General features: G+C 74.4%; 20 protein-coding genes. 14 read left to right on the top strand and 6 right to left on the bottom strand.

Annotation, left to right across the window (positions count from 1 at the left end):
* The 4 genes from ACIP37_RS35050 to ACIP37_RS35035 form a co-directional block, all read left to right on the top strand.
* Nucleotides 1–96, top strand: a 96-nt coding sequence (locus ACIP37_RS35050) for an acyl-CoA dehydrogenase family protein (RefSeq protein WP_157849844.1), incomplete at its 5' end; no start/stop codon positions are given.
* 142 nt (nucleotides 97–238) lie between these two features.
* Nucleotides 239–892 carry a class I SAM-dependent DNA methyltransferase gene (locus ACIP37_RS35045; RefSeq protein WP_400812240.1) on the top strand — a complete coding sequence of 218 codons (654 nt, stop codon included), beginning with the start codon at nucleotides 239–241 and terminating at the stop codon, nucleotides 890–892.
* Between the two features lie 123 nt (nucleotides 893–1,015).
* Complete coding sequence (locus ACIP37_RS35040; protein ID WP_400812242.1) at nucleotides 1,016–2,608, top strand: alpha/beta hydrolase; 1,593 nt, start codon at nucleotides 1,016–1,018, stop codon at nucleotides 2,606–2,608.
* A gap of 86 nt (nucleotides 2,609–2,694) precedes the next feature.
* Nucleotides 2,695–3,144: a MarR family transcriptional regulator gene (locus ACIP37_RS35035; protein WP_363625811.1), complete on the top strand. Its 450-nt coding sequence runs from the start codon at nucleotides 2,695–2,697 to the stop codon at nucleotides 3,142–3,144.
* A 53-nt stretch (nucleotides 3,145–3,197) separates the two neighbouring features.
* Here ACIP37_RS35035 and ACIP37_RS35030 read toward each other — a convergent pair whose 3' ends face one another.
* Entirely contained in the window at nucleotides 3,198–3,590 is a 393-nt protein-coding gene (locus ACIP37_RS35030; protein WP_363633092.1) for a MerR family transcriptional regulator, read from the bottom strand.
* Between the two features lie 152 nt (nucleotides 3,591–3,742).
* Here ACIP37_RS35030 and ACIP37_RS35025 point away from each other — a divergent pair, with 152 nt between their 5' ends.
* Entirely contained in the window at nucleotides 3,743–4,237 is a 495-nt protein-coding gene (locus ACIP37_RS35025; RefSeq protein WP_363587628.1) for a peptidylprolyl isomerase, read from the top strand.
* Between the two features lie 225 nt (nucleotides 4,238–4,462).
* Nucleotides 4,463–5,020: a hypothetical protein gene (locus ACIP37_RS35020; RefSeq protein ID WP_363587626.1), complete on the top strand. Its 558-nt coding sequence runs from the start codon at nucleotides 4,463–4,465 to the stop codon at nucleotides 5,018–5,020.
* 71 nt (nucleotides 5,021–5,091) lie between these two features.
* Here ACIP37_RS35020 and ACIP37_RS35015 read toward each other — a convergent pair whose 3' ends face one another.
* Nucleotides 5,092–6,024: an LCP family protein gene (locus ACIP37_RS35015; protein WP_363587624.1), complete on the bottom strand. Its 933-nt coding sequence runs from the start codon at nucleotides 6,022–6,024 to the stop codon at nucleotides 5,092–5,094.
* A 903-nt stretch (nucleotides 6,025–6,927) separates the two neighbouring features.
* Here ACIP37_RS35015 and ssuE point away from each other — a divergent pair.
* The 6 genes from ssuE to ACIP37_RS34985 all read left to right on the top strand — a co-directional run bounded on the left by ssuE (nucleotide 6,928) and on the right by ACIP37_RS34985 (nucleotide 15,367).
* Entirely contained in the window at nucleotides 6,928–7,482 is a 555-nt protein-coding gene (ssuE, locus tag ACIP37_RS35010) for an NADPH-dependent FMN reductase (RefSeq protein WP_400812246.1), read from the top strand.
* 333 nt (nucleotides 7,483–7,815) lie between these two features.
* Complete coding sequence (locus ACIP37_RS35005; protein WP_363587620.1) at nucleotides 7,816–8,604, top strand: ABC transporter ATP-binding protein; 789 nt, start codon at nucleotides 7,816–7,818, stop codon at nucleotides 8,602–8,604.
* An 18-nt stretch (nucleotides 8,605–8,622) separates the two neighbouring features.
* Nucleotides 8,623–11,190 carry an ABC transporter permease gene (locus ACIP37_RS35000; protein WP_400812248.1) on the top strand — a complete coding sequence of 856 codons (2,568 nt, stop codon included), beginning with the start codon at nucleotides 8,623–8,625 and terminating at the stop codon, nucleotides 11,188–11,190.
* Nucleotides 11,191–11,366: 176 nt separating this feature from the next.
* Entirely contained in the window at nucleotides 11,367–13,367 is a 2,001-nt protein-coding gene (locus ACIP37_RS34995; protein WP_400812250.1) for a hypothetical protein, read from the top strand.
* 247 nt (nucleotides 13,368–13,614) lie between these two features.
* Nucleotides 13,615–14,655, top strand: coding sequence for a glycosyltransferase family 2 protein (locus tag ACIP37_RS34990; protein WP_063349120.1), 1,041 nt, complete (start codon nucleotides 13,615–13,617; stop codon nucleotides 14,653–14,655).
* A gap of 97 nt (nucleotides 14,656–14,752) precedes the next feature.
* Nucleotides 14,753–15,367 (top strand): acyltransferase, encoded by a 615-nt coding sequence (locus ACIP37_RS34985; RefSeq protein WP_363587614.1) that lies wholly within the window; start codon nucleotides 14,753–14,755, stop codon nucleotides 15,365–15,367.
* A 25-nt stretch (nucleotides 15,368–15,392) separates the two neighbouring features.
* On the opposite strand, the gene ACIP37_RS34980 is transcribed toward ACIP37_RS34985, so the two are convergent.
* The 3 genes from ACIP37_RS34980 to ACIP37_RS34970 form a co-directional block, all read right to left on the bottom strand.
* Nucleotides 15,393–17,045 (bottom strand): LCP family protein, encoded by a 1,653-nt coding sequence (locus tag ACIP37_RS34980; RefSeq protein ID WP_400812253.1) that lies wholly within the window; start codon nucleotides 17,043–17,045, stop codon nucleotides 15,393–15,395.
* Nucleotides 17,046–17,237: 192 nt separating this feature from the next.
* Nucleotides 17,238–18,587, bottom strand: coding sequence for an LCP family protein (locus ACIP37_RS34975; RefSeq protein ID WP_400812255.1), 1,350 nt, complete (start codon nucleotides 18,585–18,587; stop codon nucleotides 17,238–17,240).
* Between the two features lie 36 nt (nucleotides 18,588–18,623).
* Nucleotides 18,624–19,415, bottom strand: a complete 792-nt coding sequence (locus ACIP37_RS34970) for a TIGR03089 family protein (protein ID WP_363587608.1) — start codon at nucleotides 19,413–19,415, stop codon at nucleotides 18,624–18,626.
* A 104-nt stretch (nucleotides 19,416–19,519) separates the two neighbouring features.
* Between ACIP37_RS34970 and ACIP37_RS34965 the strand changes: the two genes are divergently transcribed.
* Nucleotides 19,520–20,632, top strand: a complete 1,113-nt coding sequence (locus ACIP37_RS34965) for an N-acetylmuramoyl-L-alanine amidase (protein WP_363587606.1) — start codon at nucleotides 19,520–19,522, stop codon at nucleotides 20,630–20,632.
* A 19-nt stretch (nucleotides 20,633–20,651) separates the two neighbouring features.
* Here the strand turns inward: ACIP37_RS34965 and ACIP37_RS34960 are convergent, their stop codons facing one another.
* Nucleotides 20,652–21,143 carry an SgcJ/EcaC family oxidoreductase gene (locus ACIP37_RS34960; RefSeq protein ID WP_363587604.1) on the bottom strand — a complete coding sequence of 164 codons (492 nt, stop codon included), beginning with the start codon at nucleotides 21,141–21,143 and terminating at the stop codon, nucleotides 20,652–20,654.
* Nucleotides 21,144–21,149: 6 nt separating this feature from the next.
* Here ACIP37_RS34960 and ACIP37_RS34955 point away from each other — a divergent pair, with 6 nt between their 5' ends.
* A complete protein-coding gene (locus ACIP37_RS34955; RefSeq protein WP_063349127.1) occupies nucleotides 21,150–22,115 on the top strand; it encodes a DNA-3-methyladenine glycosylase in 966 nt (321 codons plus the stop codon).
* Nucleotides 22,116–22,157 lie beyond the last annotated feature (42 nt).

The following is a 22,157-nucleotide window of genomic DNA, read 5'->3' as shown; positions in this document are numbered from 1 at the left end:
CCGGTGGAGCGGATGATGCGGGACGCGAAGATCACCCAGATCTACGAGGGGACCAACCAGGTCCAGCGCATCGTCATGGCCCGCAACCTGCCGTAGCCGGACGACCGCCCCCGCTCCGGCCTCTGGCGCCTGCTCGTCGACGCCGACCGGCGAGACGAGCGGCGACCAGACGGCGGCGGAGCGGGAGTTGGAGCCGGCCGCGCGCCAGACCCGGCGGTGACGAGTAGGGTGCCGGACCATGACCGAGCCGGACTTCCTCGCCACGACCAGGGCGTTCTACGACGCCATCGCCGTCGACTACGCCGACCGCTTCCGCGACGAACTGGCCGGCGAACCGCTGTCCCGGGCGGTGCTCGCGGCCTTCGCCGAGCTGGTCCGTGCCGAGCGCGCCGACGGACTGGCAGCCGAACTGGGCTGCGGCCCAGGCCGGGTGACGCACCACCTGCACGGCCTGGGCCTCGACGTCCGCGGCATCGACCTGTCGCCGAGGATGGTCGAGCTGGCCCGCGCGACGTACCCCGGGCTGGACTTCACCGAGGGTTCGCTGTTCGACCTCCCGCTGCGGGACGGCGAGTTGACCGGCGCGGTCGCCTGGTACTCGATCATCCACACCCCGGCGGAGCGCCTGCCGGAGGTGTTCGCCGAGTTCGCGCGGGTGCTCGCCCCGGGCGGCCACCTGCTGCTCGCCTTCCAGGTCGGTGACGAGCCCCTGCGGATCGACCAGCCCTTCGGTCACCCGGTGGCGCTGGACTTCCGCCGCCAGCAGCCGGACCGGATCGCGGAGTTGGTCCGCGCGGCCGGCCTGCGGCTCACCTCCCGCACGCTCCGGGAGCCGGAGGAGGGCGTGCAGCCGACCCCGCAGGCCTACCTGCTGGCCCGCAAGCCCGCCTGAGCCGCGCGGGGCGGCGGTGACAGCGGCATGACAGCGGTGCCGGTGGGATGTGAGAGGTCTGGCAGCGGGCGCCCCGACCCTTGGTGACTGCACGTCAGTCCACCGAATCGGGAGGCCCTGCCCATGCCCCGACCCCGTCTCACCTCCGCCCTCAGAACCGGCGCCGCCGCGGCCACCGGGCTGCTGCTGGCCGGTCTCGCCCCGGCCGCCGCGGCGGCGGATGCCCTCGCGGCGCCGGTGCCCCGGCTGGACTGGCGGTCCTGCGTACCGGACTTCGACTGCGCCCGCGCCACGGTGCCGATGGACTACCGCGACCCGGCCGGGCGCACCGTCGAGCTGGCCGTCATCCGGCACCCCGCGACCGACCCGGCGCACCGGATCGGCTCGCTGTTCTTCAACCCCGGCGGCCCGGGCGTGCCCGGCACCCAGGCGCTGCCCGCCGTGTACGGGATGCTCCCGGAGCAGGTGCGGGAGCGGTTCGACCTGGTCAGCTTCGACCCGCGCGGCGTCGGCGACTCCACCGTGCCGCAGTGCTTCCCGGACGCGGCGGCCGAGCAGGGCCTGCTCGCCGGGCTGCCGGCCGGCTACCCGGTCGGCGCCGCCCAGGAGTCGGCCTGGGCGACGACGTACGCGCGCTTCGGCCGCCAGTGCGCCGACAACGAGCGGACCGGCCTGCTCGCCCACCTGTCCACCGCCGACACGGCCCGCGACCTGGACCTGCTGCGCGCCGCCGTCGGCGACCGCCGGCTGAGCTACCTCGGCACCTCGTACGGCAGCTACCTGGGCGCCACCTACGCCAACCTCTTCCCGACCCGGGTGCGCGCGATGCTGCTGGACAGCGCCCCCGACCCGGTCGCCTGGTCCACCGGGCGCTCGCCGCAGCAGCGCGCCCTGCCGCCGTTCCTGCGCACCGGCAGCGACCTCGCCGGCGCCCGCACCCTCGACGCCTTCCTCGACCAGTGCGCCGACGCCGGCCCCGCCGCCTGCGCCTTCGCGGCGGCGGACCGGGACGCCACCCGCGCCAAGTTCGCCGAACTGCTCGACCGGCTGGGCCGGACGCCGGTGACGCTCGGCACCCCGCCGGCGGCGGTCACCTTCGACCAGGCCTCCACCGCCTCCACCGTCCTGCCGATGCTCTACGCCGCCACCCCGGTGCCGAACGCCCCCGGCACCGGCTGGCCGGCGCTGGGCGGACTGCTCCAGCAGCTGTGGACCGCCGCCCCGGACGCCTCGGCGCCGCTGCCGACCGGCGGCCAGCCCAAGCAGGCGCAGACCCTCGGGGCGCTCTGCGCCGACACCGTCAACCCGCCTGTCTCCGGTGCCGACCCGGCCGCCGACACCACGTACCCGGCGCTGTCCGCCCTCGCCCGGGCCCGCGCGGGCGCCACCGGCCCGTACCTGGTCTGGCAGAACCAGCGCTGCGCCGCCTGGCCGGCCGAGGCCGCCCGGGACCGCTACACCGGCCCGTGGAACCGGCCGACCTCCGCGCCGATCCTGGTCGTGGCCCTCACCGGCGACCCGGCCTGGCCCTACGAAGGGTCCCGCGCGCTGGCCGACACCCTCGCCCGCGGCCGCCTGCTGACCGTCCACGGCTACGGCCACACGGCGCTGGGCAACCCGAGCGCCTGCGCCTGGGACCGCGAGCAGCGGTACCTGGTCAGCGGTGAACTCCCGCCGCCCGGCACGGTCTGCGAGCCGGACCACCAGGCGTTCTAGCCAGGACGCTCTGGCGGTGCAGCCGCCGGAGTCGTGCGCGTGCGCGGAGTCCGTGCACGCGCACGCACCTCGGTACGATGAACGTCATGAACCGTGCCGACCTCTCCCTGGGCCCGCTGTCCGAGCAGGACCACGCCTTCTACGGCCTGGTCTGGGCCGGCACCACCCTCGCCGCCCAGGTGGACCGCGAGCTCACCAGGGTGCACGGGCTGTCGCTGTCCTGGTTCGAGGTGATGCTCTGGCTCAACGGGCAGCAGGAGCCGGTCGCCGCCTCCGACTTGGGCGCGAAGACGATGCTCAGCCGCAGCCAGGTCTCCCGGGTGGTCGACGCCCTGGCCGCACGCGGCCTGGTGGCCCGCACGCCCTCCGCCTCCGACGCCCGGTCGGTGCGGATCGAACTGACCGGGCAGGGCCGCGCCGCCTTCGCCGAGGCCGACGCCACCCGGCGGGCCGTCCTCGCGCCGGTCTTCACCGACCGGCTCGACGAGGGCGACATCGCGGCCCTGGAGGCGGTCTGGCGCAAGCTGAAGGCCTGAGCCCTGAGCCCTGAGCCCCGGGCCTCCGCGGTCTCGGGCCTCCGCCGTCTCGGCTACACCGCGTCGGCCTCCGCCGCCCCGGCCCGCGGCCGGCCGGAGGCGGTCGCGATCACCTCGTCCAGCACCTCGCGGGAGCGGAGCAGGTCGGTGATCATCCGGTCGATCCGGTCCCGTTCGGAGGCCAGCTCCTCGACCAGCAGCGGGGTGGCGATCTCGTTCGGGCCGCCGTCGGAGTCGCGCATGCAGGGGAGGATCTTGTAGATCGTGCGGCTGTGCAGCCCGGCCGCGAACAGCTCCTGGATCAGCACGACCCGGTCCACCGCCGGCTCCGGGTACTCCCGGTGCCCGCCGTCGGTCCGCCGGGCGACCAGCAGGCCCTGCTGCTCGTAGTAGTGCAGCGAGCGCTCGCTCACGCCCGTCCGCCTGGCCAGTTCACCGATCCGCATGCCGTCCACCCCGTCGCCGTGACCGAACGCCTGAACCCGACGGCGATGGTAGCTTCCGCGGTCCTCGCGCCGGCCGGATAACACGGGGACGCCACCCGGCGGCGGGCCGGGGGTGACGCGCGTCGGCCGACGGGTCGTGCCATGATCCCTGCATGGCTTCCAACGTTTTCTTCGACATCGAGATCGACGGCGTTCCGTCGGGCCGCATCGTCTTCAAGCTGTACGACGACGTCGTCCCCAAGACCGCCCGGAACTTCCGCGAGCTCGCGACCGGCCAGAACGGCTTCGGCTACGAGGGCTCCGGCTTCCACCGCGTGATCCCGCAGTTCATGCTGCAGGGCGGTGACTTCACCAACCACAACGGCACCGGTGGCAAGAGCATCTACGGCGAGAAGTTCGCCGACGAGAACTTCAAGATCAAGCACACCCGCCCGGGCCTGCTGTCGATGGCCAACGCCGGCCGCAACACCAACGGCTCGCAGTTCTTCATCACCACCATCGTCACCGACTGGCTGGACGGCAAGCACGTCGTCTTCGGCGAGGTCGTCGAGGGCATGGACGTCGTGACGGCGGTCGAGAAGCTCGGCTCGCAGAGCGGCCGCACCTCGGCGAAGGTCACCATCGCCAAGTCCGGCATCGTCGAGTAGTCACCGGTTCATCAGTTCGAAACCGCACACCGCCCCGGCCGGGGAAGTCCGATCAGCCGACTTCCCGCTCCGGGGCGGTGGCGTGTCCGGGGGCAGGGTAGCCCGGTGAGCAGGCGGGCGGGCCGGAACCGCGCAATCACTCCGTGTGCCGACCCGGTCGCTCTAGGCTCTCCGTGCGCGGTCGGAGCCGCGGCGAACTCGACACTCCGGCAAGGTGGTTCACCGATGGAACAGGACGCCGACGACGGCGCGGTGACGTACGAGCAGGTGACGGTGGTCTCGCTGGCCTCGTGCGAGCCGGTCAATCCGGCGCGGATCGCGGTGCGGGTCGCCTGCGAGGTCATGACGGTCAAGCGGGTGGCGGGCTACTGGGTGCGCTGGGACGAGCGCTGGGGGCCGGAGGAGATCCGCCACCACTCGCGCTGGGTGCCGGACGAGGAGTACGTGCGGCCGGGCACCGGCGGGGTGGACGGCGCGCTCACCGTGACGGTGGCCGCGTACTGGACGTACCGGGAGGGCGGCAGCCCGCGCCGGCCGGCCACGGAGACCGCGGTGGCCTTCCGGCCGGGCGAGGCCGAGCACGAACTGGTGCTGGAACGGCCCGACCCGCACCGCCCGGCGGCCCTGACCGTGCACCTGACCGGCGCCCGCTGGCTGGCGGGCGGCGAGGGGCGGCTGATCCACTACGGCTACGCGGGCGCCACCGAGGCCGCCGGCGGCGAGGGGGAGTGGCTGGTCCGCTTCCCCGAGTGCGGCACCGGCCTGCTCCCGCAGGCGGGTTAGGCGACCGCGGCCCGCGGCCCGGGCCGACATCCACCCATGGTGTCGGCGTGGCCACTTCACGTCACGACGGGCTACTTGATGTCCGGTACCGCGGTGTCGTTCTTGAAGGCGTCGAAGACCTGCTTGGACTTGGCGGCGTCCCACAGCACCGCCGACTCCCCGGTCTTGGTCCGGTAGTCCGGGTTGCCGATCGGGACGGTCAGGGTCTTGCCGCCGCCGCCGTTGACGTCCTTCATGGCGAGGAAGAGCGAGCCGAGGTCGGTGAGGCCGGCGTCGTCGTCGACGATGAGGGTGCCGAGGGCGGAGTCGACCAGCGGGTAGAAGGTGAACGGGTTCAGCACGGTGCCGGGGGAGGCCGCCTGGTGGGCGAGGGCGCCGAGGAACTTCTGCTGGTTGCGCATCCGGCCGAGGTCCTGGTCGGCCATCTGGTGGCGCTGGCGGACGAAGGCGAGGGCCTGCTTGCCGCTGAGGGTCTGGTCGCCGGCCTTGAGGTCGAGACCGGAGTCCTTGTCCTTGAGGTCCTGGTCGATGTGCATCTCGACGCCGCCGATGGAGTCGACGATGCCGACGAAGCCGGCGAAGCCGATCTCGGCGTAGTGGTCGATGCGGATGCCGGTGTTCAGCTCGACGGTCTGGACGAGGAGGCGGCCGCCGCCGTTGCCGAAGGCCGAGTTGATCTTCGAGGTGGTGCCCTTGAGGGTCTTGCCGCTGCTGCTCTTGTACTCGGGGATCGGCACCCAGGAGTCGCGCGGGATGCTCATCAGGGTGTTCCCGTTGTCCCCGACGTGCAGGATCATCATCGAGTCGCTGCGCTTGCCCTCGGTGTCGTGACCGGTGTGCAGGTCGTCCTGTTCCGAGTCGGTGAGGCCCTGGCGGCTGTCGGAGCCGACGATCAGCCAGTTGGTGCCCTTGCCGGCCGGCGGGCGGCCGGGGTAGTCGGCGAGCACGTTCTCGTGGTTGAGCTTGGAGTCGGCCCAGAACCAGGTCGAGACGGCGGTGACCATGACGGCGATCAGGAGGCCGAAGACCGACCACTTGACGATCCGGCGCCGCGGCCACCGCTTGGTCTGTATACCGCCCGGCTGGGCGCCGCCCGGCCCCCCGGGCCCACCCGGTCGTCCGGGACCACCGGGACCGCCAGGACCGCCGGGGCCCCCAGGCCCACCGGGGCGGACGGCGGGCTGCCCGCCCGGACCCTGCGGCGGGACGCCGCCGAGCCGGGACGGCTCCGGCTGTCGTGGCGCGGGCGCACCCGGCCCGCGCGGGTTCATCGACGACGGCAGCGGCGGTTCGGCCGCCGCGCCGCCCCCGCCGCGCCCGTACGCGCCGCCGTTGCCGCCGCCCCCATACGGGTTCCCGTCTCGGTACGGGTTCCCGCCGCCTCCCGGGCGGCCCTCCTGCCACGTGTTCATGTCGTCGAGGATGCCCGACCCCGCTCGTGCTGACTCCCCCCGGGGTACTCCACCAGGTCGCTTGTAGCAGTTTTGATGCACGGGTCGGATCGTTCCGCCGCAACTTCCGCGCCGCCGTACGACGGTGGGGACGGGCGGCGCGGGCGCCGGGTCGACGTGAGCCCGGTCACCACGCGTCACGTCACCCGCCGTTCAACTGGCGAAACGATTCTTGACCGGCTCGAACGCAGCGTGTTTGCATTTCGGGTATGGATCAGCGTTGGGCACTCACGCGTCGGCGGCACGTCGACCTGCGGCGTGGTGTGGCCTGTTCGCTCTGTCGCGGCTGAAGCGCGCCCACCGGATCACCTCGGCGTCACCCCACCCGCGCCGAGCACCTCACCTCGAGCACGTCGAGCACGTCGAGCACGTCGAAACACCTTCCAGGGCTCCGACCCGCAGCGGTCCTCCTGCGCCGCGTGGCGCCGCCCCCGCTTCCAGCCAAAGGTGAACCCCATGGCCACCGTCCTGTCCGTTTCCGGCTCCCCGTCCGCCACCTCCCGCACCACCCGCCTGCTGCGCCACGTCGACGCCGGGCTGGAGGCCCGCGGCCACCACGTCGTCCCGTTCGAGGCGCGCAGCCTGCCCGCGCACGCGCTGCTGTCGGGCGACTTCGACCACCCGGAGATCGTCGCCGTGACCGAGTTGTTCGCCCGGGCGGACGGCGTCGTGATCGGCACCCCCGTCTACAAGGCCGCCTACTCGGGCCTGTTGAAGGCCCTGCTGGACGTGCTCCCGCAGTACGCGTTGGCCGGCAAGGCCGTCCTGCCGCTGGCCACCGGCGGCTCGCCCGCGCACGTGCTGGCGGTGGACTACGCGCTGCGCCCGGTGCTCAGCTCGATGGGCGCCGGCCACATCACCCAGGGCTGGTTCGTGCTCGACCGCCACATCACCACCGGGGAGGACGGGACGACCCTGGTCGAGCGCGAGACCGACGCCCTGCTGGCCCCGGTCGTGGAGGGTTTCGCGCAGGCCCTGGATCGGCTGGCCGTACCGGCGCTGACCGGCTGAGGGACCGGGGCCCGGGCCCCGTACGGGGCGTCCCCGAGACGGGGCGCGGCACCCCTTAGGGGGAGGGGGTGCCGCGCCCCGTAGATCCTTGGTTGGACGGCTTCATTCCGGCGGATGACGAGCGCGCCCGCCGTTGCTCCTAACGTTGTGGACGTCCCCGCTCGTGCCGACGAGGGGCGAGGTTCTCCCGGGAGCCGGCGCCCGCCGGGCCCGGTGGGTGGGGTCAACTCCCGGTCGACGACCCTTCCCGCGCCATGCCCGCGTCCTGCGGCATGCCCGCGCACGGAGGGCCGGCCGGGGTCGACGGTCGGGCCCACTTCTTAGGAGACTCCAGTGACGACGGCAGCCACAGCCGTGTACGACCCCCAGCTTCCCGGCGGCGCACCCGCCGTCGCCGCCGCGGCCCGTCAGGTCAGCAAGGCGTACGGCGCGGGCGAGACCAGGGTCACCGCGCTCGACGCGGTGGACGTCGACATCCAGCGTGGCCGCTTCACCGCGATCATGGGCCCGTCGGGCTCCGGGAAGTCGACCCTGATGCACTGCCTGGCCGGCCTGGACACGGTCAGCGACGGGCGGATCTGGATCGGCGACACCGAGATCACCGGCCTCAAGGACAAGCAGCTGACCAGGCTGCGCCGGGACAAGATCGGCTTCATCTTCCAGGCGTTCAACCTGCTCCCGACGCTGTCCGCGCTGGAGAACATCACGCTGCCGATGGACATCGCCGGCCGTCGGCCGGACCAGGCCTGGCTGGACCAGGTGGTGGAGACCGTCGGCCTGGCCGGCCGGCTCAAGCACCGCCCGGCGCAGCTCTCCGGCGGCCAGCAGCAGCGCGTCGCGGTGGCCCGGGCGCTGGCCGCCCGGCCCGAGATCATCTTCGGCGACGAGCCCACCGGCAACCTGGACTCCCGGGCCGGCGCCGAGGTGCTCACCTTCCTGCGCCGCTCGGTCGACGAACTGGGCCAGACCATCGTGATGGTGACCCACGACCCGGTCGCCGCGGGCTACGCGGACCGCGTGCTCTTCCTCGCCGACGGCGTGATCGTCGACGAGATGCACGCGCCCACCGCCGACTCCGTCCTCGAACGCATGCGCCGTTTCGACGGCAAGCGGACCAGCTGAGCGGGCGGGACGGGACAGATGCTGCTCAAGACCGCTCTGCGGAGCTTCTTCGCCCACAAGGGCCGCATGGCGCTCTCCCTGATCGCCGTGATGCTGTCGGTCGCGTTCGTCTCCGGCACCCTGGTCTTCTCCGACACCGCGACCAGTACCTTCGACAAGCTGTTCGCCGCGACCGCCTCCGACGTCTCCGTCCAGCCGCCCAAGCCGGCCGAGGACGACGACCAGCAGGCCTCCGACAAGCCGCGGACCGTCCCGGTGGCGGCCGCGCAGCAGGTCGCCGCGGTGCCGGGGGTGAAGTCGGCGGTCGGCCAGGTCATGGTCGAGAACGCGACCCTGGTCGACCCGGCCACCAACAAGCTGGTCGGCCCGACGTCCGGCGCGCCGACCCTGGTCGGCAACTGGACCGAGACCCCGCGCAGCGCGGTGCACCTCACCCAGGGTCACGCTCCCCAGAACGCGGGCGAGTCGGTGCTGGACGCGGACACCGCGAAGAAGGCCGGGCTCGGCCTCGGCGCCAAGCTCCGGGTCGACAACGCCGACGGCCGGCACGAGTTCACGATCTCCGGCATCGCCTCCTTCACCACCACCAACCCCGGTGCGGCGCTGGCCTTCCTGGACACCCCGACCGCCCAGCAGGTGCTGCTCGGCGAGCAGGCGTACACCTCGGTCGAGGCGTTCGGCGACGGCAGCCGCGGCAACGACCGGCTCAAGGCCGACGCCCTGGCCAAGCTGGGCGCCGGCTACCAGGTGAAGACCGCGGCCGAGCAGAAGGACGAGAACACCAAGAGCATCGGCAGCGGCCTCGGCTTCATGAAGAACGCGATGCTCGGCTTCTCGCTCATCTCGGCGTTCGTCGGCTGCTTCCTGATCATCAACACCTTCTCGATGCTGGTCGCCCAGCGCACCCGGGAGATCGGCCTGCTGCGCGCCATCGGCGGCAGCCGCCGGCAGGTGAACCGCTCGGTCCTGGTCGAGGCGCTGATCCTCGGCGTGCTCGGCTCGACCCTCGGGGTCGCGGCCGGTCTGGGCATCGCGGTCGGCCTGATCAAGCTGATGAACGCGATCGGCATGAAGCTCGACGCGGGCGACCTGAAGATCGGTCCGACGGTGTTCCTCGCCGGGTACGCCCTGGGCATCGTGGTGACCCTGGTGGCGGCCTGGGTCCCGGCCCGCCGGGCGAGCCGGATCGCGCCGATGGCCGCGCTGCGCGACCACGGCACGCCGGCCGAGGGCCGCGCCAACCTGGTCCGCACGGTGGTCGGCCTGGTCCTGACGGCGGGCGGCGGCGGTCTGCTGGTGCTGGCCGCGCAGGCGGAGAAGGCGGCCACCGGCGGCCAGTACCTGGGTCTCGGCGTGCTGCTCACCCTGGTCGGCTTCGTGGTGCTCGGCCCGCTGCTGGCCACCGCCGTGGTGCGGGTGCTGGGCGCGCTGCTGCCGGCGCTGTTCGGTCCGTCCGGCCGGCTCGCCCAGCGCAACGCGATGCGCAACCCGCGTCGTACCGGGGCCACCGCCGCCGCGCTGATGATCGGACTGGCGCTGGTGATCGGCTCCTCGGTGTTCAGCGCCTCGACGGTCACCTCGGCCAACGCGCAGATCGACCGGTCGGTGGGCGCGGACTACATCGTCCAGGGCGGCCGCACCTCGATCACCCCCGAGATGCTGGACGCCGTCCGCCGGACCCCGGGCATCGACCACGTCACCACCCAGAAGTTCTTCAGCCCCAAGCTCCAGCTGCCGGACGGCCGGAGCGTGAAGACCAACCTCACCGGCGCGCCGCCCGCCTTCTTCGGCACCGACTTCCACCTCCCGGTCACCGCCGGTTCGGTGGACGCGATCGGGCGGGGCGAGCTGGGGATCGGCGAGGCCTTCGCGAAGGACCACGGCCTGAAGGTCGGCGACCAGGTGACCGTCGCCTACGGCAAGGGCCGCACCCAGGTGCTGCCGGTGGGCGCCGTGTTCGCGAAGGGCTCGCTGTTCGGCGACGGCTCCTTCGTCGACTTCGACACCATGGCCAAGGCCGTGCCCGCCGCCGAGCAGCCGCCGGTCTGGACGTTCTTCGCCAAGGCCTCCTCCGGAGCCGACGTCGCGAAGACGCTGACCGCCCTGGAGGGCGCGCTCAAGGAGTACCCGCAGCTGACCATCAAGGACCAGGCCGGCTACAAGGAGGTCGTGCAGTCCCAGGTCAACACCCTGCTCTACCTGATCTACGGCCTGGTCGGCCTCTCCATCACGGTCGCCGTGCTCGGGGTGGTCAACACCCTGGCGCTGTCGGTGGTCGAGCGGACCAGGGAGATCGGCCTGCTGCGGGCGATCGGGCTCTCCCGCCGCCAGCTGCGCCGGATGATCCGGCTGGAGGCCGTGGTGATCTCGGTGTTCGGCGCGGTCCTGGGCACCGGGCTCGGGCTGGCCTGGGGCGTCACCGCCCAACGGGTGCTGCGTGACCAGGGTCTGGCCACGCTCTCCGTCCCGACCACCACGCTCGCGGTGACGCTGGTCGCCTCGGTGGTGATCGGACTGGTCGCCGCCCTCGTCCCGGCCTTCCGGGCCGGGCGGATGAACGTCCTCGCGGCCATCGCGACGGACTGACCGGGGCCGTCGCGACGGACCGACCGCGGCCATCGCGACGGACCGACCGGGCGGCGCGGGCCGCAGGACCCGGCGGTGGGGGGCCGCCGAGGGGGGAACGGGGGCAGGGGCCGGGTGCGGGCAGCACCCGGCCCCTGCGGCACGGGCCGCCCCCGGCCGACTGAGATGATCGTCCGATGTTCGCCCCGGATACCCCGGACGCCCCGCCGCTGCCCAGCGCCGCGCCCCTCACCGCCGCCGCTGCCACCCGCTGGCGCGCCGCCCGCACCGCCTGGCGCCTGGACAGCCGCTGGTCGGCGCTGCTGCCGGCCGCCTTCGTCGTCCTGGCCACCGCGGTGGAGCCGACCCCCGGTGACTGCAACGTCCAGGGCGTCTGCCGGGACACCTGGGGCTCCTCGCTGGCCGCCTGGTCGGTGCTCGCCGAAGTGGTCCTGCTGGCCGGCCGGTTCCGCGGCCGGGCGCTGGTCCCGCCGGCCGTCCTCGCGGTGCTCTGGTACGCCCCGCACGGCCTGGTCACCCCGCTCGGCCGCTGGACGGCCGTCCTGGTCCACCTGCTGCTCTCCGCCGCGCTGATCAGCGCCGAGCTCGGCCGCCGCCGCGCCCGCCAGCAGCTCGACGAACTGATGGCCCCGCCCGTCCCCTTCCCCTGGACCGCCGCCGGAGCGCCCTCACCCGTCCACCCCGACGGCCCGCCGGTGCTGCGCCGCGCGCTCGGCGGCCTGCTGCTCGCCGCCGCCCTGGCGTTCCCGCTGTACGGGTTGTGGGGACAGGCCCGGCAGCAGGCGAGCGCCGAACGGGCCGACCAGGTCACCGGCACCGCGGGCGACACCGACCAGGACGGCGTCCTGACCGTCCGCTTCCACCCGCCCGGCGGCGGCCCGGAACGCACCGCCCGGCTGGACGTCTGGTGGGCCCGGCCGCCGCAGCCCGGCGAGGCCGTCCCGCTGCTGGTGGACGGCGCCGCCGTCCGCGCCGCCGGCGACGACTACGACCTCACCGGCGCGCTGACCGCCGGCGGCCTGCTCGCCCTGCCCGGCCTGCTGCTGCTCGGCTCGGCCGCCACCGCGAACGCCCGCCGCTCCCGGCCCTCCTTCGCGGGCTCCGCGCCCGCCCTCGCCGTCCGGGTCCGCGCCGACGCCCGGGGCGACCTGCTGGTGCAGCCGCTGGACGGCCCGCCGGACGGCCCCGCGCTCTGGCGGCTGGTCGAGGGCGACCGCTACCGCTGGGCCCGCTACGGCGCCCCGGGCGGCGAGGGGCCGGCCTGGGTGCCCGAACACCTGGAGACCGAGGACGACGACGCAGACCACCTCGATCTCGAGGTCTCCTACGACGAGGAAGAGGAGGAGCTCGGGGACGTCTTCGACCGGCTGACCCCGGAGCAGGCCGCCGCCTGGCTCGCCCGTGCCGGCCGGAGCGTGCCGGCCGTGCTGTACCGGGGGCCCGACGGGCCGGAGCAGCAGCTCCTGGTCCGCCCCGGACTGCTGGACCACGACCCGCGCTGGGTGGCGGCCGTGGTCGCCCCCGCCGCCCGGGCCCCACGGCCGGGCCGGCGCACCGAGGGCTACCGGGAGCGGGAACTGGCCGTCGCCGCCCTGACAGCGGGGACGGTGGCCGCCGCCCCCGCGGCCGGGCCGGACGCCGAACCGGTGCCCGCCCGGCGCTGGGAGATGCCGCTGCCGCTGCGGGCGGTGGCCGGTCCGGTGCCCGCACTGCTGCTCGCGGGCCTCGTCGCGCTGCTCGGCAGGAGCGGCTGGTGGGGCGGGCTGGTGCACCCGCTCCTGACCGGCACGGTGGCGATCCTCGCCTGCGGCCGCACCCTCTCCTGGCAGATGGTCGTCGACCGGGACGGCCTGCGGATGGCCACCGCGCTGCGCACCCGGACCTTCCGGTGGCAGGAGATCAACGCGGCCGCGGTCCACCGCAACCTGCTCACCGTCCAGCTGCGCTCGGGCGAGGAGGTCACCGTCGGCAGCCGCCCGGCCGCCTGGCTGGCCGGACACTTCGGGGACCGCTACGACCCGGTGGAGCTGGCCCGGGCCGTCGCGACCGCCGCCCACCGGCCGGACCTGCGCCCGCACCGGTCGCTGCCGGATCGGCTGGGCGGCCCGCAGCACCTGCTGAACCGGTTGTCGCTGGCCGGCTACGCGCTCTTCACCATCGTTCACCACCTGCTCTGAACCTGCGCCGAACCTGCACCGAACCTGCACCGAACCCGCGCGGCCACCGCCGAACCCCGCCGGGGGCGCCCTCCCGGGCTCCGTCCCGTCCTCCGGAAACCGCCCGTTCCGACCCGGCTGCGGGCCCGTACGGGGAGCGGAGTACGGTGGGCGTGATCAAGGAGCTCAACCGGGCGTCGCGGGCTGCGTGCAGCGGCCCGGACCGGGACAAGACGGAGACGTGTCCGCACCGGTACGGTTGGCCCCGATGAACACCAAGGCTGCTGAGGAGCTGCCGGCTGTCTCCGTGATCATGCCGGTGCTCAACGAGGAACGACACCTGCGGACGGCGGTCCGGCGCATCCTGGACCAGGAGTACCCCGGGCCGATGGAGGTGGTGATCGCCCTCGGTCCGTCCACCGACCGGACCGCGGAGATCGCGGCCGAACTGGTGGCGGAGGACCCGCGGGTACGGACCGTGCCGAATCCCACCGGTCGCACCCCCGCGGGGCTGAACGCCGCGATCCGTGGCTCGCGCCATCCGATAGTGGTGCGCGTGGACGGCCACGGCCTGCTCACCCCCGGCTACATCACCACCGCGGTCCGGCTGCTCGACGAGATGGACGCCGCCAACGTCGGCGGCATCATGCACGCCGAGGGCGAGACCGAGTGGGAGAACGCGGTCGCCGCCGCGATGACCTCCAAGATCGGTGTCGGCAACGCCGCCTTCCACACCGGCGGCCTGGCCGGCCCGGCGGACACCGTCTACCTCGGGGTGTTCCGGCGCGAGGTGCTGGAGAAGCTCGGCGGCTACAACGAGGAGTTCATCCGCGCCCAGGACTGGGAGCTCAACTACCGGATCCGCCAGGACGGCGGGCTGGTCTGGTTCACCCCGCAGCTCAAGGTGACCTACCGGCCCCGGCCGTCGGTGAAGGCGCTGGCCAAGCAGTACAAGGACTACGGCCGTTGGCGCCGGGTGGTCACCCGCTACCACCGCGGCTCGGTCAACCTCCGCTACCTGGCCCCGCCGACCGCCCTGCTGGCCGTCACCCTCGGGCTGGTGCTGGGCGTCGCCGTCCACCCGGCCCTCCTCGCGGTGCCCGGCGCCTACCTGCTGGGCATCCTCGGCGGCGGGCTGGTCGGCGGCCGCGGCCTGTCCTTCAAGGCCAGGGCGATGCTGCCGGTGGCGCTCGCCACCATGCACCTCAGCTGGGGCTTCGGCTTCCTCACCTCGCCCCGCTCACTGGCCCGCCGGGTGATAGGCAGCGTCGGACCGGCCGCCAAGGACGTGCTCTCCAGGGCGAGCTGACGCCGACCCGGCAGGGTTTGTCCGACAATTTCCGCCGGGCGCGCGAATTGTCGGACGAACCCTGAGAGTCGAGCCCGCACCGCTATCGTCGGTGCGCATGGCGACAGTTGAGGGCGGGCCCGGCGCGGCCCGGATCGAGCCGAGCGCGGACGTCGACGAACGGGCCGTCATCGGCGCGGGGACGACGGTCTGGCACCTCGCCCAGGTCCGCGAGGACGCGGTGATCGGCGCCGAGTGCGTGATCGGCCGCGGCGCCTACGTCGGCCCAGGCGTCCGGATCGGGGACCGGGTCAAACTGCAGAACCACGCGCTGGTGTACGAGCCCGCGCTGGTCGAGGACGGGGTGTTCATCGGCCCCGCGGCCGTCCTCACCAACGACCGCCACCCCCGCGCGGTGACCCCGGACGGTCGGCCCAAGCGTCAACAGGACTGGCGCGCCGAAGGGGTGACGCTCCGTCAGGGCTGTTCGATCGGCGGCCGGGCGGTCCTGGTCGCCGGGGTGACGGTCGGCCGCTGGGCGCTGGTCGCGGCCGGCGCGGTGGTCCACCGGGACGTCCCGGACTTCGCTCTGGCCGCCGGCGTCCCGGCCCGCCGGATCGGCTGGGTCGGCCGCGCCGGCGAGCCGCTGGAGCCCGCCGGCGACGGCCGCTGGCACTGCCCCCGCACCGGCGAGCACTACCGGGAGACGGACGGAACCCTCGCGCCGGCGTAGGGCCTGACCACTCGGCGCACACGTCCTACTTGGCGCACGCGTCGGTGTCGTCCGCCTGCACCCGCTGGAGGTCCTTCGGTGCCTCGGTCGGGGCCGCCGCCGGAGCGGCGAGGACGTCCTTGCCCAGCACCAGCACCAGCGGGCCCTTCGGATCCGCCTTCGGGTCCGGCCGGACGGCGTCGCCCGGCAGGCCGAGCGCGGCGGCCAGGGCGGCGGCCGCGGCGTCCTGCCCGGCCGGGAAGGACACCGCGGTGGTCGCGGTGACGGGCGCGTCGGGGGCGGTCGTGGCCTTGGCGAAGCCCTTGCTGCGGAGCTTGTCCACGGTGGGCCCCGACTGCCCGCGCGTCCCGCTGCCGTTGCGCACCGTCACCCGGACGTCCTTGGGGTCCACCGTCGGGGCGGCGGCGGTCGGGGCCGCCGCGGTCTCCGGTGCGGCCGTGGCGGCGTCGGCGGGCGCGGCGGTCTCGGTCAGCGAGCGGTCGCCCGCGACCATCGAGAACAGCTGCCCGGCGTCCGGCTGCTTGAGCACCAGCCGGTCCTTGTCCTTGGGGTCGTCCAGGACCGGCACGGTGGCGAAGGTGATGTTCTTGGTGTCGACCTTGCTGAGGTCCAGCGCGAGGTCCTTGAGCTTGTCGACGCTGCCGATCCCGGAGTCCACGGTGAGCGCCTTGGTGGCGGCGTCGGCGAGCTTGTAGAGCTTGCTCGGGCTGGTCAGGGTGTCGTCGCTCTTGATCTTGCGGATCATCGAGCTGATGAACTGCTGCTGGAGCGGGATGCGGGTGAGGTCGCCCCCGAAGCCGACGGCGTGCCGGGTGCGGACGAAGGCCAGCGCCTCGTCGCCCTGGACCACGTGCCGGCCCTTGCTCATCTTCAGGTGCGAGTCCGTGTCGTTGATGTCCTTGGCCGCGCAGACCTCGACCCCGCCGACGGCGCTGGACAGCGTCTTCACCGCCTCGAAGTTGACCTGCACGAAGTGGTCGACCCGGATCCCGGTCATCTTCTCGACGGTCTTCCAGGTGCAGCCCGGGTCGCGCCCCTCCTGGCCGAGGCTGTTGTTGAACATGTCCCGCGCGGAGCCGGGGATCTTCTTGCCGTTGCTGCTCTGGCACTCCGGGATCGGCACCATCAGGTCGCGCGGGATGCTGATCGCGGTCGCGTTGGAGCGGTCCTTGGAGATGTGGAACAGCAGCGTGGTGTCGGCGTGCCCGGCGCTGCCCTCGTCGCCGTAGTCGCGGCCGAGGCCCTGCCGGCTGTCGGTGCCCAGCACCAGGATGTTGAGCGCGTCCCCGGCGGCCTTGGGCCGCTCCTCCTCGTTGCCCAGCTGGACCTTGACGGAGGTCAGGTTGCTGTTGAAGTGCTGGTACAGGTAGTACGCCCCGCCGCAGCCCGCGACCATCACCAGGGCGCCGGCCCCGGCGGTCCACTTGAGCGCCCGGCGGCGCCGGGTCCGCTTGGCGGCGGCGGCCGCCCGGCGCCGGGAGTCGCGGCGGCCCGGCCCGGGGGTGCCGGCGGTCCCGGTCCCGGACTCGGTGGCCGGCGTCTCCTCGGCGGCTCTCCGTTCGGCCGTCCGGCGGCGCTGCCCGGGGATTCCGGCGGCCGGGTCGAGGCGGTACTGGCCGGTTTCCGGGTCGCGCGTCCACTGGTCGGCGGGATCGACCTCCGGTTTGTCCTGCTGCACGGGGGTTCCCTACCTCCGACCGGTCACGGCTCCGGCTCGCCCGTTCGGCGGGCCGATCCGGACACACTAGACGAGCCGAACGGCGGAATCGCGCCGGTGTGATCTGCGCCATGTTCAGGTAATGGCCGGGTAAAGTTCCCTGGGTGTGCGGGATTTCCGGAAAACCCGTGCCGACCTGCGGCGCAGCCGCGGTCAGTGCTGCGCGCAGGCGTCCACGTCGGCCGTGCGTCCCTCGAAGGTGGGCGAGGCGTCCGCCGAAGGTGACGCCTTCGCCGGTGCCCCCGCAGCCCCCACGGCCCCGGCCGCCCCGTCCGACCCCGCGCCCGCACCTGCACCCGTCGCCACCGGGCTCGGGCTCGCACCCGCCCCGGCCCCGACGCCCGCCCCGGCCCCGACGCCCGCCCCGGCCCCGGCCCCGACACCGGCCCCGGCGACGGCGCTCGGCGACGGCGCCGAACCGGGCGGCCGGACGGCGACCGACCGGTCGTCCCGCAGCGCGGTGAACAGCTGGGTGGTCTGCGGCTGCACGAACTCGTCCCGGTCCGAGTCGTACCGGTACGGGCGGCGCGGCGCGGTCAGGAGCACCACGTCCGCCGAGGGGATGTCCCGCAGGTCCTGGGTGAGGTCGTACAGCGCCCCGAGCGAGGACAGCCCCCCGTCCGCCTTGACCGAGGAGGTGGCCGCGTCCAGCACCGGCCACAGCCGCGCCGGGTTCAGCAGCACGCCCTGCGACTGCACCTTGCGGATCAGCGCGGCCAGGAACTGCTGCTGACGGCCCATCCGCTGGGTGTCGCTGCCGTCGCCCAGGCTCTCCCGGGCCCGGACGTAGCCGAGTGCCTGCTCGCCGTGCAGGGTCTGCCGCCCGGCGGGCAGGTCGAGTCTGGCGTCCTTGTCGTGGATCGCCTGCGGGACGCACACCTCGACCCCGCCGATCGCGTTCACCATCGTCTTGAAGCCGTTGAAGTCGAGGATCACGTAGTGGTCGATCCGGATGCCGCTGAGCTGCTCGACGGTGCGGATCGAGCAGGCCGCGCCGCCCATCTCGAACGCCCAGTTGAACTGCATCAGCCCGGCCTTGCTGCGGGTGCCGTCCGGCTTCTCGCAGACGGGGACGGTGACCATGACGTCGCGCGGGAGGGAGACCGCCGTCGCGTGCTTCCGGTCGGCGGCCAGGTGCAGCAGGATCGTGGTGTCCGAGCGCTGGGTGCCCGGCTCGCCGCCGTACGAGGAGTTGGTGCCGGAGCGGTCGTCGCTGCCGATCAGCAGGATGTTCTCGGAGCCCTTGGCCCCGGCGGTCCGGCTCGGCCGCTCGGCCTCCAGTCGGGCGAGCAACCGGTCGGTGGCCGAGTCGGTGCGGATGTTGCCGTCCAGCTTGCGGTAGGCGATCCAGAGCAGTGCCCCGGTGGCGACCAGCAGGAACGCGACGACGCCGGCGGTGATCATCAGCCACCGCCGGCGCCGACGCGGGCGTTCGGGTTCGGAAGGGTGCGCATCCGTCGGGGGCGGGTCGGTCGGGAGGTGCGCGGTGTCGTCCTCGGCCATGGCAGGGATCCCTACCCGCCCGGTCCGACCCGGGGGTTACCCGAGGCGCAGTGTCACCCGTTCGGATTCGGTCCGCTTCTCCCACTGCTCGGGTTCGAGCCCCTGCGAGTTGCGGCACAGCACCACCGAGGCGCCGGCCGCCAGCGGCGCCAGCAGACCGGCCTCCAGACCGGTCCAGTCGTCGAACGAGAGGGTGGACAGCACCCGGTCGCCGGGCTTGAGCCCGAGCCGGGCGGCCCCCTCCCGGGCCAGCGCGACGGTCTGCTCGCCGGTCAGCTTCAGCGGCAGTCCGTCCACGGCGGTCTCCAGCGCGTGGCCGTCCGGGGCGACGGGCGAGTACGGCGCGAAGCGGTCGCCCTGGCCGGGCACCTCGGCGGCGTAGTCGAGGAAGCCGTCGGGGCGCTGCGGGAAGCGTCCGCCGAGCGGGCGCAGGGCCAGGGCCACCCGCTCGCCCTCGCAGGCCTGGGCGGCCGCCAGTCCGTCCGGACCGCTGACCACCAGGTCGGCGTCGGCCGGGTCGCCGCCGGGCACCGCCGTCACCCCGACCGACCAGCAGGCCAGCAGCCAGACGGCGCTCTGCCAGTGGGCGGGGAGCAGCAGTACGGCCCGGTCGCCCGGGCCGGCGTTCAACTCGTCCTGGAGGAGGTTGGCCGTCTTGGCCACCCAGTTGTCGAAGGTCCGGGCGGACAGCTCCACCCGTTCGCCGGTGGCGTCGTCGTAGAAGGTGACCAGCGGGGCCGCGGGATCGACCGTGGGCGTGCCGCCTCGCAGATATGCGTGCAGCAGTTCGACGGGGGTGCGGGCATCGGCAGCGAAATGCGCAGTCATGGTGCGCCCCAGCCTACGGCCTTCGAGTGGGCCGTCGGGAGGGGTGGCGGACCGGGCGCGAGGCGACGTGGCGAGCGGCCCGATTTGCCGCCACCATCCGGTTTATGCGCCTTTCCCTCCCGGCCGCCGTGCTCGCCGGCTGCACCGTCGCCCTGCTCCTCCAGCCCGCCGCCACCGCCGGCCCGGCCGACCCCGACGGCGCCCGGCGCCGCGGCTCCGCCGGCGGCGGGTCGGTCACCTCGCTGCCGCTCGGCCCCGGCCCCGCCCTGGCCCCGCGCACCACCCGGCCGTTCGAACTCCTCGGCGTCGGCTGGGACGGCCCGGCGGACGCGCTGGCCGGCGGCGCCGTCCGGGTCCGCACCCGGGACGCGGCCACCGGCCGCTGGGGCGACTGGCACGACCTGGAGGCCGACACCGAGGACGGCCCCGACCGCGCCCCGCGCGGCGCCACCGCGCCCCTGTGGACGGGCCGCAGCGACGGCGTCGCCGTCGAGGTGCGTCCCGGCCCCGCCGGGCCCCCGCCCGGCCTGCGGCTCGACCTGGTCGACCCCGGTCAGGGCGCGCCCTCGCCCGCCGCCCGGGTCCTGCCCCGCCGCCCCGCCGACGGCCGCCAGGCCCCGCGCCCCGCCATCGTCGCCCGGGCCGGCTGGGGCGCGGACGAGTCCCTGCGCGACCGGACCTTCGAGTACACCGGCCCGGTCCACGAGGTGTTCATCCACCACACCGCCACCGCCACCGACTACGCCTGCTCCGACGCCCCCCGGGTGATCAGGTCGATCTACCAGTACCACGTTCAGAGCAGCGGCTGGCGGGACATCGGCTACAACTTCCTGGTCGACCGTTGCGGCACCGTCTACGAGGGCCGGGCCGGCGGCGTCGACCTGCCCGTCCACGGCGCCCACACCCTCGGCTTCAACACCGACTCGGCCGGCGTCGCCGCCATCGGCACCTACGTCGGCGACGCCCCGCCCCAGCCCCTCCTGGACGGCCTGGCCGCCATCGCAGGCTGGAAGCTCGGCCTCGCCGGCCACCCCGCCGACGGCCGCACCAAGCTCACCTCCGCCTCCGACGCCAGCCGCTACCCCAAGGGCACCGTCGTCGACTTCGACGCCGTCTCCGGCCACCGCGACGCCTTCAACACCGAATGCCCCGGCAACGCCCTCTACGCCCGGCTCCCCGCCCTCCGCACGGCCGCGGCCCACCTCCAGGCCCCCTGACGCGCCGCACCGCACCGCCCTACGCCGGCCCGGGCCCCCGCCCGACCAGCCCCCGCAGCTCCGCCGTCAACGCCGCCGCCAGGTCCGGCCGGAGGTCGTAGCGCGCCGGCGTGTTCTGCAGCAGTCCGATCCGCCAGCCCGCCCCGGCGTTCACCGCGATCACCGTCTGCACCGCGTTGAGCGCCGGGTCCAGGTCCTCCGCGGCGTCCGGCACCAGCCCCGCGACGGCGTCCAGCTGCGCCACCCCGGGCCCCAGCGCGCGGACCCGGCGCACCCTGGCCACGTACTCCGGCGTCGCGTGGTCCGCGAAGAGCCGCCCCAGTTCGGCGGCGATCACCGACCGCCCGCAGTGCCGGGTGCCGTCGAAGCCGATCACCTCCCCGTCCTCGGCGAACGGCCCGGCGAAGGCCGAACCGTCCCGCTGGTTCCACCCGTCCAGCGCCCGGTGGTACAGCGCCCGCACCGCGCTCTCGTCCCCGGAGGACAGCTCCGGCAGCCGCGTATCGTTCATATCCCCATGGTCGACGAAGGCGGTGGAGCCGGACAGCGGAGGAGGTGCGCGGCGGTGACGGGCGAGTCGGTACGGCGCTGGCGGCCGGGTTTCCCGCTGGACGTCGCCCGGACGCTGCTGCCGCTGCGCCGGGGCCCCGCCGACCCGGCGTACCGCACCACCGGCGACGGCGCGCTCTGGCGGGCGTCCCGGACCCCGGCCGGGATCGGCACGCTGCGGGTGCTGGCGCGCCCGGCCGCCGGCGAGGTGGAGGCGACCGCCTGGGGCCCGGGTGCGCCGTGGCTGTTGGAGCGGCTGCCGGTGCTGCTGGGCGCGCAGGACGACCCGGAGGCCCTGGTGCTGCCGCCCGGCCCGCTGCGGGACGCCCAGCGCCGCACCGCCGCGGTCCGCCTCACCCGCACCGGGCTGGTCCTGGAGTCCCTCGTCCCGGCGATCCTGGAACAGAAGGTGACCACCGACGAGGCCTACCGCGCCTGGCGCACCCTGCTACGGGACTTCGGCACCGCGGCGCCGGGCCCGGCCGAGGGCATGCGGGTGGCGCCGTCGGCCCGGGAGTGGGCGCTGGTGCCGAGCTGGGAGTGGCACCGCGCGGGGGTGGACCCGAAGCGCTCGGCGACGGTCATGCGCGCCGTCCGGCTGGCGCCCCGGCTGGAGGAGGCCGCCGCGATGGACCACGCCGAGGCCTTCGCCCGGCTCACCGCCGTCCCGGGGATCGGCCCCTGGACGGCCGCCGAGACCCTGCAACGCAGCAACGGCGATCCGGACGCGGTCTCGGTCGGCGACTTCCACCTGCCCAACCTGGTCGGCTGGGCCCTGGCCGGCCGCCCCCGCAGCGACGACGCCCAGATGCTCGCCCTGCTGGAGCCCTACCGCCCGCACCGCCACCGCCTCTGCCGCCTCCTGCTGGCCACCACCCCCCACGCCCCCCGCTACGGCCCCCGCCTCACCCCCAACGACCACCGGCGGCGATGAGCCGGAAGCGCCGTGCGGTGTACACGCCGATGTGTACGCTCG

Origin of the sequence: Kitasatospora sp. NPDC088861 (genome assembly GCF_044750105.1) — a bacterium.
Classification (GTDB): Bacteria; Actinomycetota; Actinomycetes; order Streptomycetales; family Streptomycetaceae; genus Kitasatospora.
Note: the sequence above shows the minus strand (reverse complement) of the source record. Positions and strands in the feature narration are given on the sequence as shown.

Excerpts from the sequence above, each read along its gene's own strand:
- ACIP37_RS35045 (WP_400812240.1), top strand. The coding sequence starts at position 239 with ATGACCGAGCCGGACTTCCTCGCCACGACCAGGGCGTTCTACGACGCC.
- ACIP37_RS35040 (WP_400812242.1), top strand. The coding sequence starts at position 1,016 with ATGCCCCGACCCCGTCTCACCTCCGCCCTCAGAACCGGCGCCGCCGCG.
- ACIP37_RS35035 (WP_363625811.1), top strand. The coding sequence starts at position 2,695 with ATGAACCGTGCCGACCTCTCCCTGGGCCCGCTGTCCGAGCAGGACCAC.
- ACIP37_RS35030 (WP_363633092.1), bottom strand. The coding sequence starts at position 3,590 with ATGCGGATCGGTGAACTGGCCAGGCGGACGGGCGTGAGCGAGCGCTCG.
- ACIP37_RS35025 (WP_363587628.1), top strand. The coding sequence starts at position 3,743 with ATGGCTTCCAACGTTTTCTTCGACATCGAGATCGACGGCGTTCCGTCG.
- ACIP37_RS35020 (WP_363587626.1), top strand. The coding sequence starts at position 4,463 with ATGGAACAGGACGCCGACGACGGCGCGGTGACGTACGAGCAGGTGACG.
- ACIP37_RS35015 (WP_363587624.1), bottom strand. The coding sequence starts at position 6,024 with ATGGTCACCGCCGTCTCGACCTGGTTCTGGGCCGACTCCAAGCTCAAC.
- ssuE (WP_400812246.1), top strand. The coding sequence starts at position 6,928 with ATGGCCACCGTCCTGTCCGTTTCCGGCTCCCCGTCCGCCACCTCCCGC.
- ACIP37_RS35000 (WP_400812248.1), top strand. The coding sequence starts at position 8,623 with ATGCTGCTCAAGACCGCTCTGCGGAGCTTCTTCGCCCACAAGGGCCGC.
- ACIP37_RS34995 (WP_400812250.1), top strand. The coding sequence starts at position 11,367 with ATGTTCGCCCCGGATACCCCGGACGCCCCGCCGCTGCCCAGCGCCGCG.
- ACIP37_RS34990 (WP_063349120.1), top strand. The coding sequence starts at position 13,615 with ATGAACACCAAGGCTGCTGAGGAGCTGCCGGCTGTCTCCGTGATCATG.
- ACIP37_RS34985 (WP_363587614.1), top strand. The coding sequence starts at position 14,753 with ATGGCGACAGTTGAGGGCGGGCCCGGCGCGGCCCGGATCGAGCCGAGC.
- ACIP37_RS34975 (WP_400812255.1), bottom strand. The coding sequence starts at position 18,587 with ATGGCCGAGGACGACACCGCGCACCTCCCGACCGACCCGCCCCCGACG.
- ACIP37_RS34970 (WP_363587608.1), bottom strand. The coding sequence starts at position 19,415 with ATGACTGCGCATTTCGCTGCCGATGCCCGCACCCCCGTCGAACTGCTG.
- ACIP37_RS34965 (WP_363587606.1), top strand. The coding sequence starts at position 19,520 with ATGCGCCTTTCCCTCCCGGCCGCCGTGCTCGCCGGCTGCACCGTCGCC.
- ACIP37_RS34960 (WP_363587604.1), bottom strand. The coding sequence starts at position 21,143 with ATGAACGATACGCGGCTGCCGGAGCTGTCCTCCGGGGACGAGAGCGCG.
- ACIP37_RS34955 (WP_063349127.1), top strand. The coding sequence starts at position 21,150 with ATGGTCGACGAAGGCGGTGGAGCCGGACAGCGGAGGAGGTGCGCGGCG.